The organism is Hydrogenophaga sp. UC242_50 (assembly GCF_042697355.1).
Taxonomy (GTDB): Bacteria; Pseudomonadota; Gammaproteobacteria; order Burkholderiales; family Burkholderiaceae_C; genus Hydrogenophaga.
In genome coordinates, this window is the sequence record NZ_CP170553.1 from 5,071,623 (window position 1) to 5,085,845 (window position 14,223).

Sequence of the window (14,223 nt, forward strand, 5' to 3'; positions counted from 1 at the left end):
GGGTTCGGTTTGTGGGAATTCTCGGTTTGTCTGGACAAAGCCAATCGATTTTACAATGTCCCACCGGGAAAACCCCCAAATGACCCACCGCCCCACTCCAGCCCCCCAGACCGCTTCGCCGTCGCACGACGCCCCGGGCCTCAAAGCCCCGATACCCCGAGCTGGAAAAACCATCGATCCCCTCAAGCCCGATCCCAAGATCGCGCACGGCTGGCTGCACACCGCCCGCTTTCTCACCACCGCCCCGCAACTCGAACACCTGCCGCCGCTGGAGGTGCCCGAGATCGCCTTCGTCGGGCGCTCCAACGCGGGCAAGTCCACCTGCATCAACACGCTGACGCAGCAGAAGCGCCTGGCCTTCGCCTCCAAGACGCCGGGCCGCACGCAAAGCATCAACCTGTTCTCGCTCGGCAAACAGGGCGTGACCGACGCGGTGCTGGCCGACCTGCCGGGCTATGGCTATGCCGCCGTGCCGCGCGAAGCCAAGTTGCGCTGGCAGCGCGTCATGGGCAACTATTTGCTCACGCGCGAAAACCTCAAGGGCGTGGTGCTGTTGATCGACCCTCGCCTGGGCCTGACCGAGCTCGACGAGATCCTGCTGGAGGTGATCCGGCCTCGGGTCGAGGAAGGCCTGAAGTTCCTGGTGCTGCTCACCAAGGCCGACAAGCTCAACCACGCCGAAGCGCAAAAGGCGCTGTCGATTGCGCGACTGCAGTCGGGCGGTGGCGAGGCGAGACTCTTCTCGGCCCTGAAGAAAAAGGGGCTGGACGAGGTGGCGCTGCTGCTCTGGCAATGGACCCATGGCGCCAACGCGCCAGCCCAAGCGGCCGACCCCGTTCCCGACGACGAGCCGCCCGCGCTGGACTGAACCGTGCGGGCTCGAGGAGAGCCCGCATGATCCAGACCTTCCAACAAGCCCTGCCCCACGGCATCACGCTGAGTTGCCGAGCCGCCGGCGAGCCCGGCCGCCCCGTGCTGCTGTTCCTGCACGGTTTTCCCGAAGCCGCCTTTGTGTGGGACGAGCTGCTTCTGCATTTCGCTCAAGTCGAACACGGCGGCTACCGCTGCGTGGCGCCCAACCTGCGCGGCTTCGAGCAGTCGAGCGCCCCCACCGACACATCGGCCTACCGCGCCAAGCCCCTGTTGCAAGACCTGGGCGCACTGGCCACGGCCATCACCGCCGACAGCCCCGCGCCAGGTCAACTGGCCGGCCTGATCGCGCACGACTGGGGCGGTGCACTGGCCTGGGGCCTCGCCGCGCAGCGGCCTGGCTTGCTTCGGCAACTGGTCATCGTCAACGCGCCGCACCCCGCCACCTTCCAGCGCGAACTGGCCCAGTCGCCCGCGCAACAGGCGGCCAGCGCCTACATGAATTTCCTGGTCCGGCCCGACGCGCCCGCGCTGCTGGCCGAGAACGACTTCGCCCGCCTCTGGCCCTTCTTCACCCACATGGCGGCCGACAGCGGGCCAATGGCCTGGCTCGACGAGCCCACGCGCGATCGCTACCGCGCGGTGTGGCGCCAGGGGCTGACGGGCCCTTGCGCGTACTACGCCGCGTCGCCCCTGCGCCCACCGACGCCCGACGACCCTGGGGCAGCAGCCGTGCAGGTGCCGCGCGAAAAGGCCATGGTGACGCGGCCGACCCTGGTGATCTGGGGACTGAACGACACCGCCCTGCCCGAAGCCCTGCTGGAAGGGCTGGACGGGTATGTGCCAGACCTGCGCATCGAGCGCGTCCCCGGCGCCACGCACTGGATCGTGCACGAGCAGCCGGCGCGCGTGGCCGCCTTGATCGGCGGCTTTCTGAACACCTGAACCGGTTCAGAGATCGGCGTAGAAAGAACGCTCATTGCCCGGGCGGGTCTTGAAGCGCTTGTGCACCCAGTAGTACTGCGCCGGCGCCTGGCGGATGTAACCCTCCAGGTAGCGGTTCATGACCGCCGTGTCGGCTTCGGGATCCGCTGTCGGGTAGTCGGGCCAGGGTGACATCACCTTCACCTCATAACCTTCGCGCGTGAGGCGGCTCACCACCGGCACCACGCAGGCACGCCCCAGGCGGGCCAACCGGGACAGCGACATGAGCGTGGCGGTCTGCACGCCGAAAAAGGGCACGAACGCCGCGTCGCGCATGCCGTGATCCATGTCGGGCAACAGGTACAGCGGCAGGCCCTGGCGCATCGCCGCGACCAGGGGTTTGATGCCCTGGCGCTTGCCCACGACATGGGGGTTGCCGAAACGCTGGCGGCCCTGTGCCATCCAGCGGTCCACGTCGGCGTTGAGCTGCTCGGCGTACAGCCCGCAGAAACGCCGCTCCAGGTGGGCCGTGAGCCCGATCCAGCCTGCGTCCATGCCCACGAAATGCGGGGCGAAGATCACGGTGGGCTCGTTCCCGGCCAGGGCCTGCAGATCGCCCGTGAGTGTCAGGCGCTGACGCACCGTGCGCAGCGGCGCCTCCCACAGCCAGCTGCGGTCCAGCCAGGCCTGCGCGAAATACACGAAATGCTGGCGCACCGCGCGGTCGCGCTCGACCTCGCTGCTCTCCGGAAAGCACAGGGCCCAGTTGATGCGCGCGATGCGCCGGCGCCGCACCGCCGCCAAGTGCAGCACCTGCCCCAGCAACCAGCCCATGCCACGCACCCAGGAGAGCGGCAATGCGGCCAGCACGCGCATGAAGGCCACCCCCAGGCGGTTGCCGAGGTTGCCGGGGGGCAGCGGAGCGTCGGAGGTGGGCGGCAAGGAAGACATCAGGGCGACGGCGGTGTCTACCGGGTCGGCGACTTGTAGCGGTTGTAGGACCAGAGGTACTGGGCCGGGCATTCTCGCACCAGCGCCTCCATGGCGCGGTTGATCTGTGCCGCGGCCTCCAGCGGGTCGTCCGACAGCGGCCCTCCGTTGAGCGGCTCGAATGGGCGCACGTGCACGCGGTAGCCCCGGCCCCAGCTCAGGCGCTCCCCCCAGCTCAACAGGATCTGCACGCGACCGGCCTGGGCCAGGCGGCCCGACAGCGTCATGGTGTAGGCGTCACGCCCGAAGAACGGCGCCCACACACCCTGCCCTTCAGGCGGCACCTGGTCCGGCAGCAGGCCCACCGCCTGCCCCGCCTTGAGCGCCTTGATGAGCTGCTTCACGCCCGCCAGGGTGGTGGGCGCGGCGAACAGGCCAGGGCGCTGGCGCGCACCGGCCACGAGATCGCGCAACCAGGGCTGGCGCGCCGGGCGGAACAGCACCGTCATGGGATGCACCGCGCCGAAGCGCTGTGCGTACGCCTGGGCCGTGATCTCGAAACAGCCCAGGTGGGGCGTCAGGAACAGCACCCCGGTGCCCTGTTGATGCGTGGATTCGATGTGCTCGGCGCCCGCCCAGGCCACGGGCACGGGCCGGCCGAGCCACAGGCGCGGCAACTCGGCCACCAGCTTGCCCGACTCACCGACCGTGCGCCAGCGCCACCTGACGGGGGTACCCCGCGAGGGCGGCGTGCGCGAACAGCCGCCGCCGGTAGCGGCCCGAGAGCGCAAAGCTCACCCAGCCCAGCAGCCAGCCCATTGCATGCAGCACGGACAGGGGCATCCAGCTCAGCACGCGGAAAAGGCCATGGATCAATAGGGTCACGGGATGGAGAAGACTGGGTGGACGGGCGGGCATTCATCTAGAATGCCGCCATCGCCGAGTTATGGAACTAATTGCGGGGCGATTCACAAATTCCGCTAAAGCGTTCGCCGAACTCTGACAGACCGGCAACGCCGGTCAACCAACGTGGAGTTTATACATGGCGAACGATTTTCTTTTCACCTCCGAATCCGTCTCCGAAGGCCACCCCGACAAGGTCGCCGACCAGATTTCCGACGCGATCCTCGACGCGATCTTTGCCCAGGATCCGCGCAGCCGCGTGGCCGCCGAGACCCTGTGCAACACCGGCCTGGTGGTGCTGGCGGGTGAAATCACCACCAACGCCCACGTCGACTACATCCAGGTCGCACGCGACACCCTCAAGCGCATCGGCTACGACAACACCGAGTACGGCATTGACTACAAGGGCTGCGCGGTCATGGTCTGCTACGACAAGCAGTCCAACGACATCGCCCAGGGCGTGGACCACGCGTCCGACGACCACCTGAACACCGGCGCCGGCGACCAGGGCCTGATGTTCGGCTACGCCTGCGACGAGACGCCCGAGCTGATGCCCGCGCCGATCTACTACGCCCACCGCCTCGTGGAGCGCCAGGCCCAGCTGCGCAAGGACGGCCGCCTGCCTTTCCTGCGTCCCGACGCCAAGAGCCAGGTGACGATGCGCTACGTGGACGGCAAGCCCCACAGCATCGACACCGTGGTGCTCTCGACCCAGCATTCGCCCGACCAGAGCGAGTCGCCCACCAAGATGAAGGCGTCTTTCAACGAAGCCATCATCGAAGAGATCATCAAGCCCGTGCTGCCCAAGGAGTGGCTCAAGGACACCAAGTACCTGATCAACCCGACCGGCCGCTTCGTCATCGGCGGCCCGCAGGGTGACTGCGGCCTGACCGGTCGCAAGATCATCGTCGACACCTACGGCGGCGCCTGCCCGCACGGCGGTGGCGCGTTCTCGGGCAAGGACCCGTCCAAGGTGGACCGCTCGGCCGCCTACGCCGCCCGTTACGTCGCGAAGAACATCGTGGCCGCCGGCCTGGCCAAGCAGTGCCAGATCCAGGTGGCCTACGCCATCGGCGTGGCCCGCCCGATGAACGTCACCGTCTACACCGAAGGCACGGGCGTGATCCCGGACGAGAAGATCGCCGCGCTGGTGCAGGAACACTTCGACCTGCGCCCCAAGGGCATCATCCAGATGCTCGACCTGCTGCGCCCGATCTACACCAAGACCGCCGCCTACGGCCACTTCGGCCGCGAAGAACCCGAGTTCGCCTGGGAGCGCACCGACAAGGCCGCCGCGCTGCGCAAGGCCGCCGGCCTGTAAATAGTCACCGAATCAACCGACAAAGCCCTGGGGCGTGAGCCTCAGGGCTTTTTTTACGTACTTTTTTCGGACAGCAGGGAAAACCACCGGTCGTAACAATTTGAATTTTCTGCGGCGGTGTCCGATATGGGAGTACAAGCCACCTTTCTGGCTTGCACTGCAACGACCCGGGAGCCTTGAACCATGGACAACTCTATCTGCCCAGACGGGATGGAAACGCCAGAGCAACAGCTCGAACGGCTGGTGGCCCTGCGCACGCAAGACCTCCAGTCCGCCCTGGACAGCGCCCGTTCCCTCGTTGACCAGGCGCCTTGCGGCCTGCTCACTTTTGACGACGCGCAGCGTTGCGTCCATCTCAATCAAGCCCTGCTGGGTTGGCTGGGCCATGGCGCACCGGGCATGCCCCTGAATGAACTGGTCGCCCCGCGCTCGCGCGACGCACTGACCGCCCACGTGGAAGCCCTGCGCCAGAGCGGGCAGAGCGAACCGGTCGATCTGGACTGGTTGCGCGTCGACGGCAGCCTGTTTCGCGCCCGCCTCGCCTCGACGCCGGTGTTTGATGCCGAGGGCCATTTCCTGCACGGCAGCGGTGTGGTCACGCCGCTCGATGCGGCCCAGATCGCCTCCGCCCAGGACAGCCTGCTGCGCAGCATCACCGACCGCATTCCCGCACGGCTGGCCTACTACGACAAGAACCTGATCTGCCGCTTCGCCAACCAAGCCCACGCCGCGCGCTACGGCAAACTGCCGAGCGACATGGTGGGTTCGCCGCTGAGCCAGGTGGTGCGGCCCGACATCCTGCCCGACATCCTGCCGCGCGTGGCGCAGGCCCTCTCCGGCCAGACGCAGACCTTCGAAGCCGCGCGCACGGCCGCCGACGGTTCGACCAACTACTTCGAGATCCACTACATCCCCGACTTCCAGAATGGCACCGTCGAGGGCATCTTCATCGAGCTGCACGACATCACGGAACGCCGCCGCACGGAAGAGTTCGTGCTGCACGCCAACCAGGATCTGGAAGAACGCGTGCGCTCGCGTTCGGCCGAGCTGTTTGCCAGCGAGCAGCGCTACCGCCTGATGGTGGATGCGATCCAGGACTACTGCATCTACTTCGTCGACGAAAACGGCGGCATCACCGAATGGACCGAGAGCGCCCAGCGCCTGCATTGGCCATACCCGCTCGCAGATCATGGGCCGCTCCTATGAGGCGCTGCTGTCCAGCGACAACGCGGGCGAGGACGAGGTCGACCCCGGCCAGGTGTTGCGCCTGGCCAAGGCCCACGGCCAATGGGAAACCCGAGGCTGGCGCCTGCGCGAGGACGGCTCGCGCTTCTGGGCGCACACCGTGCTCACTGCGCTGCGCAACGAAGCCGGCGAGTTGCAGGGCCTCTCCAGCATCACGCGCGACATGACCGCCGCCAAGAGCCTGGAGGACGTGATGAACGACCTCAACCGAGAGCTGGAAAAGCGCGTCGCCGAGCGCACGCAGCAGCTCGTGGCGGCCAACAAGGACCTGGACGTGTTCTCACACATGGTCTCGCACGACCTGCGCGCGCCGCTGCGCCACATCGCCAGCTTCGTGAGCCTGCTGCAGGAACAGATGGGCGACTCCGCCGACACGCTGGCCCTGCAGTACCAGAATTCGATCGCCAAGGCGTCCAAGCGCATGAGCCTGATGATCGAAGGCCTGCTCGAGTACGCCCGCCTGGGCCGTGTGGCCATCGACACCCAGCCGGTGCCGATCGCCCAGCTCGTGGAAGGCGTGATCGCGCACCTGAAGCAGGAAAACCCGGACCGGCGCATCGAGTGGGTGATCGAGAACGACCTGCCCGTCGTGCGGGGCGATGCCATGCTGCTCGCCCAGGCCCTGGGCAACCTGCTGGGCAACTCCGTGAAATACACCCGTCCCCGTGACCTGGCCCGCATCGAGGTGGGTTGGAAGGTCAGCCCGGTGGGGGGACGCACCTTCTACATCGCCGACAACGGCGTGGGCTTTGACCTGGAAAAGGCGCACAACCTGTTCGTGATGTTCCAGCGCCAGCACCATTCGATGGACTTCGAAGGGACAGGCACGGGCCTGGCGCTGTCGCAGCGCATCATCGAGCGCCATGGTGGGCGCATCTGGTCCGAAACCGCACCCGGCGAAGGCTGCACTTTCTACTTCACCTTGCCGTTTGACGGCATGGAGCCGGAGATGGCTTTTCCCGAGTCGTCCCTGGCCGAGCTGCCGGCCTGAGGCCGAAGGCCGGCCGATAATCGCGCGGTGAGCCCCACCACCGCACCGATTCCCTCTTCCCTGTTCTCCCTGTCAGGCCGCGTCGCCCTGGTCACGGGCGCGACCCGTGGCCTGGGCCTGTGCATGGCCCAGGCGCTGGCCGCCCACGGCGCCACCGTCTGGCTCAACGGCCGCGATGCCACCAGCCTGCGTGAAGCGGTGGACCGGGTGCGCGAAGGCGGCCAAGCCGCTGGTGGCACCGCGCACGCGCTGCCCTTCGATGTGTGCGACGAGGCCGCTGCCACGGCGGCCGTGGCCCACCTGCTGGCCGAGAGTGGCCGGATCGACATCCTGATCAACAACGTGGGCCAGCGCCGGCGCCAGCCCCTGGACGAATTGTCCGCCCAGGCCCTGCGGGAGCTGCTGGAGGCCAACCTCGTCTCGGCCTGGCACCTCTGCCGCGAGGTGGCGCGGCCCATGCGCGCCCAGGGCGCTGGCCGCATCATCAACGTCACCTCCATCGCCGGGCCGATCGCCCGCGCCGGCGACGCGGCCTACACCACCAGCAAGGGCGCGCTCGAAGCCTTCACGCGCGCGCTCGCGGCCGAACTCGGCCCGCAAGGCATCAACGTCAACGCGATCGCTCCGGGCTATTTCGCCACCGGCGCCAACACCGCCATGGTGGAGGACGCCTCCGTGGCGGCCTGGCTTGATCGGCGCAGTTCGCTGGGCCGCTGGGGCCGGCCCGAGGAGATCGGTGGCGCGGCGGTGTTCCTGGCCTCACCCGCCGCCAGCTACGTCACGGGCCAGGTGCTGGTCGTGGACGGCGGCTACCTCGCCCACTTCTGAGCCGCGCGGGCGTCAGCCCGCGTGCCGGCGAACCCAGGCTTCGTAGGTGGACACCCATTTCTGAAGGAATTCGCGGCTGTCGGCGCCGATGCCCCCGTCCTTGTCGAACAGGCCTTCCTTGGACTGGATGAACGCCTCGGGCTGGCCCAGCGTGGGCACGTCGAGGTAGGCGAGGATGTTGCGCAGGTGCTGCTGTGCGAGCGCCGTGCCGATCGCGCCAACCGACACACCGATCACCCCGGCGGGTTTGCCGGCCCAGGCGCTCTGGCCGTAGGGGCGCGAGGCATGGTCGATGGCGTTTTTCAACACCCCGGGCAGGGAGCGGTTGTACTCGGGGGTCACGAACAGCAGGCCTTGCGAAGCCGCGATCTCGGCCTTGAGCCGTTTCACCGGGGCGGCCTGGTTCGCGTCGTCGTCCTGGTTGTACAGCGGCAGGTCACCGATCTCGAGTTGCTTGAACGTGAACTCCTTGGAGGCAAGCTGGGCGAGGGCCGTCGCCAGCCGGCGGTTGAAGGAGTCGCGGCGCAGGCTGCCGACGATCACGCCGATCTGAAATCCACTCATGGCAAATCCTCTCCTGGAACGGGGTTGGGGAAACAACGAAGGTGAACGCGAGAGACTACAGGCTCAAGACAAACACTCAGGACGGTGTGGGTACCGGTGAGCCCGCCGGCAGGTGCAGCACCACCTTGCGCGGATCGTCGGCCATCTGGTCCAGCACGGCGCGGAGCCGATCGAGCAGGCTCGCGTCGTCCGCATCCTTCGCTTCGCCAGGCAGCGACAGAGAGGCCAGGCGAAAGCGCAGCGACAGGCCCGCCGGCAAGGAAGGTACCTGCTCCAGCCCTTTGGCCACGATGTGTTGTGCCAGCAGCATCAGGTCGTCGGGCTGCAGCGGCCCTTCGACCAGCACCGCAAAACGCGCATTCGCCACACGGCAGACCGTGTCCACGTCGCGCGCCACGTGCGACAGCCGCGATGCGGCCACCACCAGTGCGCGCTCGGCCACCTCCCGGCCATGGCGGGAGACGATGTCCGCATGGTTGAGCAGCTCCACCATCAGGAGGCCACTCTGATGCCCATAACGCCTGGAGCGGCGCATGGCGTCACGCAAACGCAGATGAAGCACGGGCTCGATGGTCAAACCGGTCAAGGGGTCCGTGCTCTCGATCGCGCGCAGGCGGGCATGGTTCTCGTTGAACTCCTTGGCTCGCCGATGCAGGATGTAGAGCAGGAGCGGGATCTCGATGGCCGAGCCGATGAGCACGGCGTACTGCGTGACCCAGCTGTCCGGCAACACGCCGGCCGCGCGCAGTGCGGGAAACGGGTAACTCAGATGCACCGGCAGGAACCCCAGCGCCAGCCAGCCCCCGTACTTTTCACCCAGGCGCCAGGCCCAGATGCACAGTGCGAAGCTCAACACCACCGACAACAGGCCGTACAGGTTGAGCACGACAAAGGCGAAGCGGTTCTGCAGCAGCAGGTAAACCACGGGGAACAGCAGCCCGAACCACGACCAGGCCTTCACGAAAAGGTCCACCTGCCGGTGGTGGCGCGACACCGCACAGGCCTCGCGCACGAACCAGATGCCCGCCGCGGTGAGCCACAGCATGAACACCGCCGGCGCGGCGTCGTTCCACCACGCCCAGTCGCGCCAGAAAAACACCCCGCCCACGCCGGTGAAGGCCGCCTGAAAGCCCAACATGCTCGCGACATAGCAGCAGTAGGCGATGAAAGCGCGGTCGCCATACAGGCGCGCGTGCACCCAGCCCCAGAACAACACCAGCAGACCGAAACCGAGGTAGCCCCCGATCATCAGGAAAGTCCAGTAGCGCGTTTCCTGCAGCGTGTCTTCCTCCAGCAGCAGCAGTCGCGGGCTCAGCGGTGCCGGCCGGTTTTCCAGGCGCAGCCAGACCGGGCCCGTTGACCCGGCCGGCAAGGCAAACACCGGTGTCTGGTCGGGATGGCTCCATTGCGACACCGGCAAATGATCGCCCGCTTGTTGCACCGTCCACGCTCCCTGGGGTCCGGTGGCATGAAGCGTCGCCCGGTTGGTGAAGGCCGCCGCACTCAGGGCGAGGTACCAACGCCGGCTGGCGTCCAGGGGCGGCAAGTCCAACCGCAACCACAAGGCGGCAGCCGCCAGGTCAAAGGACCGGTAGTGGCCCATGGGCTGGAAGTCCCCACCGGTCGGCGCATGGCCTCGTTGAGGGAGGCCTGACCCGAGGCATCGACCCAGAAGTGCGCTTGCAGGGTGACGTCGGACGCAGGAGGGGCCGCCTGGGCAGAACCCGGGTGCAAGCAAAGACCCAGGAGGGTGACCAGCGCCGTCAGAAAGCGAAGAAGGAGACGCTGGGCCGGCCCGTGGAAGGAGAAGATGCAGTCCATGCCGGCATCGTAAGTGTTTGTGTCTGACCAGCGCCCGGCGATCCGGTGGCTGCGGAAAGGCACTCAGCATTCTCCCGGGCACGTCGCATAACTGTTGATTTTGTTGAGGGGCCGTATCGGGCGTGCCGACAAGGTTGCTCTCATACGGCCACACACCATTCTCTTTTTCTGCTTGTCAGCCATTTAGCATTCACTTTTTCCCGCCGCGTGAGCTATCAGGAACGCTAGGGATGTGACATTTTTTTGTGAGTGTACGGCGATGTCGATTTCGTCGAGATACATGCCGGCGATCTTGATGACGTTCTCTGCATTGCACACATCACTTCACTCGAGTGAGTCCACAAGCGGTCAACCACGCGTTTGTGATGCTCGGAGGCGTACCCAAGCGGGGCATCTACGACAACATGAAGACGGCTGTGGACAAAGTCCGGACCGGCAAGGACCGCGACGTCAATGCTCGTTTCAATGCGATGGTGATCCACAGGAGACGCTTTTGTCATGGCTGGGCCTGGGCCTTGGACTCGAAGCTGTGACGCTCGATGAGTTCGGCCTCCAAGCTGGCAAAGAAGCTGTCGGTCACGACGGCTCATGCTGCAGACCAAATTGCTGTCGCGCAGGAAGTTCTGCAAGTCATGACCGGTTGAATCCGCCGCCCAAAGGCGACGTTCGATCTGCTCCATACCGGTCATTGAAGACTCAGTTGCTGTTTAGTCGAAGTGTCCGTCATACGGCCCTGCATTTCGGGCGCCGAGCGTTTCCTTCCAGCGAGCCTCAGCGACCGTCGCGTTCTCAGTGAGCTCCAGGACCGTGAAGAGGACGTTGGCGTACGCTCGGCGATTTGCTCCTGGACAACGAGAGCGCCGAGGCCTTTCGGCTTGAGTGGCTGACTGGCCCACCCCAAGTTGGCGCGCCACTTGAGGCATTGTCATTCCCTCAAGCAGGTGGGAGATGACCTGCCTCTCTCGGCCCGAGAGTACTGCCATGCTGTGACTTGACAGCTTGGCCACCACAGCGTGCCTCATCGATGGCATGTGGTTGCTGAGCTGGCGAGCGTGCGCGCAGGTCATTGGCGAGGGGGCGGTGCGCAAACGGCGGGCGACCCATCTGGGCCAACAGGTTGTACCCAATGAACTCAAATATCTCTTCTCGGATCTCGGCCCGCATCTCTGCGGTACTACCAGGCTTTCTGACCATAGCGACGGCGGTTGCCCTGCTGGCCTTGCTTCAGGTGCTGCCCCCTGCATGGCACGGGGTGCTGCGCTACGAGCGTGGTGCCGTGCTCGACGGCGAGCTCTGGCGACTGCTCACTGGGCACTTGATCCACCTGGGCCTTGCGCACTGGGCGCTCAACGCAGCCGGACTGGTGCTGTGTGCCTTGTTGGCGGACAGGGCCGATGCGCCGATCCTGCCGGGGTGGCTGCTGCTGCGCCTGGCGGCGTTGGGTGTGGGCGTGTCGCTCATGCTGCTGGCGCTGGCGCCAGAGGTGTCGCACTACGTGGGCCTTTCCGGTGTGCTCTACGGACTGTTCGTGCTGGTGCTGTGGCCCCAGGCGCGCAGAAGGGAGCCGATCGGCCTGGCGGCACTGTTCGTGCTCATCGGCTGGATGCTCTGGCAGATGTTGCACGGGCCGACGTACAGCGAAATGGAGCTGATTGGTGGGCGCATCGTCGCGCAGGCACATCTGTTCGGGGTGCTGTCGGCAGTGGCAATGCTGCTGGCTCAGGCGCTGCTGCAGGCCGCCAAGGGCAGACCCTCGCCAAACACTTGAGTTCTCGCGCAGGCGCCGTGCGCCTGGTCGTCCGCTTTTGACGCTGCGGATGCATCTGCAATAATGAGAATAATTCCTATTTGAGTCGATCGGGCTGACCCATCGATCAAGAGCGAGTTTGCGCTTAGGAAGCCTTCGACGAATGTGGATATTGCGTGGTTGCCCGCTACTACCGAGAACTGCTGAACTTCTGTGCCCGCACGGTCAGGAACCGGGACGCGGCTGCGGATGTCGTGCAGGAGAGCTACGCACGCTTTCTGCGCCTGCAGCAGTCCAGCGTGCCGATTGCGGAACCTCGGGCGCTTCTGTTCCAGACGGCGCGCCATGTGATGGTGGATCTGTACCGCCGGGAGCGGCTGCGGGAGCATGACGACCTGCATGCCCTGGAAGAATCCGAGCAGCCTGCGGCGCCCCCGCATCTGCAGCCCGATGCGGTGCTGGCTTCGGCGCAGGCGGTGCGGGCGTACGTGAGGACCATCGAAGCATTGCCACCACGCTGCCGCGAGGCGTTTATCCTGCACGTCTTCGACGACATGCCGTATGCGCAGATTGCCCGCCACATGGGCACTTCCGTCAGCATGATCGAGAAGCACATCGCGCGAGGCCGGCTGGCGTGCCGGGCCTGCGAGCGCCAGCTGCAGGGGGGGTTGTCGCCATCGGCGGTCGCGGCGGACCTGCGGTCGCCGCCGTGAGATCGACGAAGGCAAAAAAAGCCCGCCAGGAGGTGAGGGTTTGCGCACCTCATCCGACTACAACCATAAGCACCCATGAAAACGCCCGCTCCCCCCACCCCTGCCGCCGCGCCAAGAGAGGACGAGGACGCCCGCGAGTTGGAGCCCTTCGTCCGGTCGCAGGACGCGGTGGAACTCCAGGCCGCGCTGTGGGCGACGCGCCGCCATGAAGGGCTGGACCCCACGCAAGAGGCGGCGTTTGAACGGTGGCTGGCCGAAGACCCACGCCATGGCGAAGCCTATGAGGAGCTCGAGAGGAGCCTGGATCACGTGCGGGACCTGCCTGATGCCGATGTGCAGTCGCTCAAGGCCGGGCTGGACTTGCATGAGTCCATGGCCGGGACCGCCGTCGGCCCGCCCACGGATCGCCTGCATCCTGCAGGTCCCTCGCCCCGTCTGGCGTCTCCTGGCCGGCGAGCCTGGATGCTCGACCTCACCCGGCTCTTCCCGACGGTGCGCACCGCGGCTGGCGTGGCCGCGCTGGTGGGTGGAGGCTGGCTCGGCTGGGACCAGGGGAGCCGTCAGCCGACTTACGCCCGGACGTTTGCTTCCGAGCGCGGTCAGATCCTCGGCATCGATCTTCCCGATGGCAGTGCGCTGCAACTCGATACCGCGACGCAGATTCAGGTGAGTATGTACCGCCAGCGGCGGGAAGTTCGTCTCATCGAGGGGCAGGTGATGTTCTCTGTTCAGGGCGATGCGGCGGCGCCTTTCGATGTGCTGGCTGGAAGCACCCGCGTCACGGTGATCGGCACGCGGTTTTCGGTTCGCCACACCCGCGCAGGTCTGGATGCCGGAAAGACCGTGGTGGCGGTCGAAGAGGGGCGCGTCAGGGTGGGCGGCGTCCACAGGGCAGCGAGCCCGGAGGCCTCTGGCGATGGCGCGGTATTGACGGCGGGTCAAGGGGTCACGGTTCGCGGCGATGGACGGCTGGGCGCCATCGTCAGCCTCCCCGCCGATGGGGTGGGTGCATGGCGGGCGCAGCGCGTCAGTTTCAGCGACACGCCGCTGGCCGAGGCCCTGGCCGAGTTCGAGCGCTATGCGCACACCGGCCTCGTGATCCGGGATCCCTCGGTCGGTGCGCTGCGCGTGGGAGGCAGTTTCGACCTGCGGCAGGTGGGCCTTTTCGCGCAGGCCTTGCCCCACATGCTGCCGGTGCGCCTGGCGCCGCAAGGCGCGGTGACGGTCATCGCGGCCGCGAAGTAGCGCACCGCTGCCCACCCGCGCGCCAGAAAAAAACGGCGCCCTCGATGTGAGGGTTTGTGCAGGCCATGCGACTCCATAGGTAGTGATTGATGTTGCGAACACTTCCTTGGAGATTGCGTTC

Annotated in this window: 12 protein-coding genes and 2 pseudogenes; 10 read left to right on the forward strand and 4 right to left on the reverse strand. The window is 66.5% G+C overall.

From position 1 onward, the window contains the following. Positions 1 to 79 precede the first annotated feature (79 nt). Together yihA and ACFJGX_RS25880 are read left to right on the forward strand one after the other, a co-directional pair. The gene (gene yihA / locus ACFJGX_RS25875) at positions 80 to 868 is read left to right on the forward strand and encodes a ribosome biogenesis GTP-binding protein YihA/YsxC (RefSeq protein WP_382327328.1); all 789 of its coding nucleotides are present in this window, start codon (positions 80 to 82) and stop codon (positions 866 to 868) included. A gap of 26 nt (positions 869 to 894) precedes the next feature. After that, a complete protein-coding gene (locus tag ACFJGX_RS25880; protein WP_382323334.1) occupies positions 895 to 1,815 on the forward strand; it encodes an alpha/beta fold hydrolase in 921 nt (306 codons plus the stop codon). Between the two features lie 6 nt (positions 1,816 to 1,821). On the opposite strand, the gene ACFJGX_RS25885 is transcribed toward ACFJGX_RS25880, so the two are convergent. Together ACFJGX_RS25885 and ACFJGX_RS25890 are read right to left on the reverse strand one after the other, a co-directional pair. After that, complete coding sequence (locus ACFJGX_RS25885) at positions 1,822 to 2,745, reverse strand: lysophospholipid acyltransferase family protein (protein ID WP_382327330.1); 924 nt, start codon at positions 2,743 to 2,745, stop codon at positions 1,822 to 1,824. A gap of 17 nt (positions 2,746 to 2,762) precedes the next feature. Next, positions 2,763 to 3,642, reverse strand: a pseudogene (locus tag ACFJGX_RS25890) (lysophospholipid acyltransferase family protein). Positions 3,643 to 3,766: 124 nt separating this feature from the next. On the opposite strand from ACFJGX_RS25890, the gene metK reads away from it, so the two are divergent. From metK to ACFJGX_RS25910, 4 genes are all read left to right on the forward strand, one after another. Next, the gene (gene metK / locus ACFJGX_RS25895) at positions 3,767 to 4,948 is read left to right on the forward strand and encodes a methionine adenosyltransferase (protein WP_297397795.1); all 1,182 of its coding nucleotides are present in this window, start codon (positions 3,767 to 3,769) and stop codon (positions 4,946 to 4,948) included. Positions 4,949 to 5,131: 183 nt separating this feature from the next. Then, a complete protein-coding gene (locus tag ACFJGX_RS25900) occupies positions 5,132 to 6,154 on the forward strand; it encodes a PAS domain-containing protein (protein WP_382327332.1) in 1,023 nt (340 codons plus the stop codon). After that, complete coding sequence (locus tag ACFJGX_RS25905; protein WP_382327334.1) at positions 6,138 to 7,184, forward strand: ATP-binding protein; 1,047 nt, start codon at positions 6,138 to 6,140, stop codon at positions 7,182 to 7,184. The genes ACFJGX_RS25900 and ACFJGX_RS25905 overlap by 17 nt, the downstream gene beginning before the upstream one ends. Positions 7,185 to 7,211: 27 nt before the next feature. Continuing rightward, entirely contained in the window at positions 7,212 to 8,012 is an 801-nt protein-coding gene (locus ACFJGX_RS25910; RefSeq protein ID WP_382323327.1) for an SDR family oxidoreductase, read from the forward strand. Between the two features lie 12 nt (positions 8,013 to 8,024). Here the strand turns inward: ACFJGX_RS25910 and ACFJGX_RS25915 are convergent, their stop codons facing one another. Both ACFJGX_RS25915 and ACFJGX_RS25920 read right to left on the reverse strand, forming a co-directional pair. Then, positions 8,025 to 8,576, reverse strand: coding sequence for an NAD(P)H-dependent oxidoreductase (locus ACFJGX_RS25915; protein WP_291114095.1), 552 nt, complete (start codon positions 8,574 to 8,576; stop codon positions 8,025 to 8,027). 76 nt (positions 8,577 to 8,652) lie between these two features. After that, the gene (locus ACFJGX_RS25920) at positions 8,653 to 10,467 is read right to left on the reverse strand and encodes a 7TM diverse intracellular signaling domain-containing protein (RefSeq protein WP_382327336.1); all 1,815 of its coding nucleotides are present in this window, start codon (positions 10,465 to 10,467) and stop codon (positions 8,653 to 8,655) included. A 274-nt stretch (positions 10,468 to 10,741) separates the two neighbouring features. On the opposite strand from ACFJGX_RS25920, the pseudogene ACFJGX_RS25925 reads away from it, so the two are divergent. From ACFJGX_RS25925 to ACFJGX_RS25940, 4 genes and pseudogenes are all read left to right on the forward strand, one after another. Continuing rightward, positions 10,742 to 10,903: pseudogene (locus ACFJGX_RS25925) on the forward strand (IS21 family transposase); the annotation flags it as partial. Between the two features lie 620 nt (positions 10,904 to 11,523). Further along, complete coding sequence (gene rrtA / locus ACFJGX_RS25930; protein WP_382323326.1) at positions 11,524 to 12,165, forward strand: rhombosortase; 642 nt, start codon at positions 11,524 to 11,526, stop codon at positions 12,163 to 12,165. Positions 12,166 to 12,320: 155 nt separating this feature from the next. After that, positions 12,321 to 12,857, forward strand: a complete 537-nt coding sequence (locus ACFJGX_RS25935; protein ID WP_382323325.1) for an RNA polymerase sigma factor — start codon at positions 12,321 to 12,323, stop codon at positions 12,855 to 12,857. Between the two features lie 75 nt (positions 12,858 to 12,932). Further along, positions 12,933 to 14,102: a FecR family protein gene (locus ACFJGX_RS25940; protein WP_382327338.1), complete on the forward strand. Its 1,170-nt coding sequence runs from the start codon at positions 12,933 to 12,935 to the stop codon at positions 14,100 to 14,102. Positions 14,103 to 14,223 lie beyond the last annotated feature (121 nt).

Excerpts from the sequence above, each read along its gene's own strand:
- rrtA (WP_382323326.1), top strand. The coding sequence starts at position 11,524 with ATGAACTCAAATATCTCTTCTCGGATCTCGGCCCGCATCTCTGCGGTA.
- ACFJGX_RS25885 (WP_382327330.1), bottom strand. The coding sequence starts at position 2,745 with ATGTCTTCCTTGCCGCCCACCTCCGACGCTCCGCTGCCCCCCGGCAAC.
- ACFJGX_RS25920 (WP_382327336.1), bottom strand. The coding sequence starts at position 10,467 with ATGCTGAGTGCCTTTCCGCAGCCACCGGATCGCCGGGCGCTGGTCAGA.
- ACFJGX_RS25915 (WP_291114095.1), bottom strand. The coding sequence starts at position 8,576 with ATGAGTGGATTTCAGATCGGCGTGATCGTCGGCAGCCTGCGCCGCGAC.
- ACFJGX_RS25880 (WP_382323334.1), top strand. The coding sequence starts at position 895 with ATGATCCAGACCTTCCAACAAGCCCTGCCCCACGGCATCACGCTGAGT.
- ACFJGX_RS25905 (WP_382327334.1), top strand. The coding sequence starts at position 6,138 with ATGGGCCGCTCCTATGAGGCGCTGCTGTCCAGCGACAACGCGGGCGAG.
- yihA (WP_382327328.1), top strand. The coding sequence starts at position 80 with ATGACCCACCGCCCCACTCCAGCCCCCCAGACCGCTTCGCCGTCGCAC.
- metK (WP_297397795.1), top strand. The coding sequence starts at position 3,767 with ATGGCGAACGATTTTCTTTTCACCTCCGAATCCGTCTCCGAAGGCCAC.
- ACFJGX_RS25940 (WP_382327338.1), top strand. The coding sequence starts at position 12,933 with ATGAAAACGCCCGCTCCCCCCACCCCTGCCGCCGCGCCAAGAGAGGAC.
- ACFJGX_RS25900 (WP_382327332.1), top strand. The coding sequence starts at position 5,132 with ATGGACAACTCTATCTGCCCAGACGGGATGGAAACGCCAGAGCAACAG.